The following is a 1,129-nucleotide window of genomic DNA, read 5'->3' as shown; positions in this document are numbered from 1 at the left end:
TATATATATATATNTNTNCATTTATTATGCTTATATTGTCAAAATATTTCTAGCATATAATAATGTTAATTAAGTACATCTGGAATTAAAATTATGTCTCCTGGTTTTAGCTGATTATCTATATTATTAAGTTTAATAATTTTATCAATATAATCTCTTTTTTCATAGTTATATTGATAATTATCAACTATGTTCCACAAATTATCATTTTCAGATACAATATAATATACATTTTTACAATTATTTTGACATAAATATGAAGTTAAATTAACAGTTTTTACAGCTGTTGTAAATATAAACATTAATGCTAACAAAAATAAACATCTAATTTTATTAATAATAATTTTTTTATTTTTCATAAATATCCCCCTTTAAATATTTAAATATATGTTCAGAATGTATGTTCTATTTATATTTTAAACGAACATACATTCATTGTCAATATAAATTAAACATTTGTTTGAAATATTTGTTCTTTTTTGATATAATTAAATCAAATAAATTTAGGAGGTTTTTTAATGTACGAAGATTTAAACCAACGCGAAAAAGATATACTTTTTTTCATAAAAAGATTTTTAGAATCTAAAGGATATCCTCCTACTGTTAGAGAAATAGGAATTAAATTAAATATTAAAAGTACTTCTACTGTTCATACAAGTATAGAAAGATTAGAAAATAAAGGTTATTTAAAAAAAGATCCTACAAAACCAAGAGCTATTGAAATAATAGATAATAATGATGATGTGTTAATGATTAAAAAAAAGACTGTCGACATACCAATAGTAGGTTCTGTAACTGCAGGAATGCCAATTTTAGCATACGATAATATAGAAGATACTTGTCCCCTCCCTATTGAATTTGTTCGAGATAAAAATCTTTTTATCTTAAAAGTTAAAGGTGAAAGTATGATAAATGTAGGAATATTTGATGGTGATTATGTTATAATAGAAAAATCTGAATACGCTAAAAATGGAGATAAAGTTCTTGCTTTAATTGGTGACGAATCTACAATTAAAACTTTTTATAAAGAAAAAGATTTTTACAAATTACAACCAGAAAATGATTTTATGGAACCTATTTACGTAAAAGAATTAAAAATATTAGGTAAAATAATTGGATTATATAGAAA

2 protein-coding genes are annotated in these 1,129 nt (G+C 21.8%); one reads left to right on the top strand and one right to left on the bottom strand.

All coding sequences use genetic code 11. From position 1 onward, the window contains the following. Positions 1-65: 65 nt before the first annotated feature. On the bottom strand, positions 66-359 hold the full coding sequence (locus HMPREF0629_RS07555; RefSeq protein WP_009222718.1) for a LysM peptidoglycan-binding domain-containing protein: 294 nt from the start codon (positions 357-359) through the stop codon (positions 66-68). Positions 360-518: 159 nt separating this feature from the next. On the opposite strand from HMPREF0629_RS07555, the gene lexA reads away from it, so the two are divergent. Further along, the coding region (gene lexA, locus HMPREF0629_RS07550; protein ID WP_009222717.1) for a transcriptional repressor LexA at positions 519-1,129 on the top strand (611 nt) is incomplete at its 3' end.

Source organism: Peptoniphilus sp. oral taxon 386 str. F0131 (assembly GCF_000090945.1).
Taxonomy (GTDB): domain Bacteria; phylum Bacillota; class Clostridia; order Tissierellales; family Peptoniphilaceae; genus Anaerosphaera; species Anaerosphaera mikwangii.
Note: the sequence above shows the minus strand (reverse complement) of the source record. Positions and strands in the feature narration are given on the sequence as shown.

Excerpts from the sequence above, each read along its gene's own strand:
- HMPREF0629_RS07555 (WP_009222718.1), bottom strand. The coding sequence starts at position 359 with ATGAAAAATAAAAAAATTATTATTAATAAAATTAGATGTTTATTTTTG.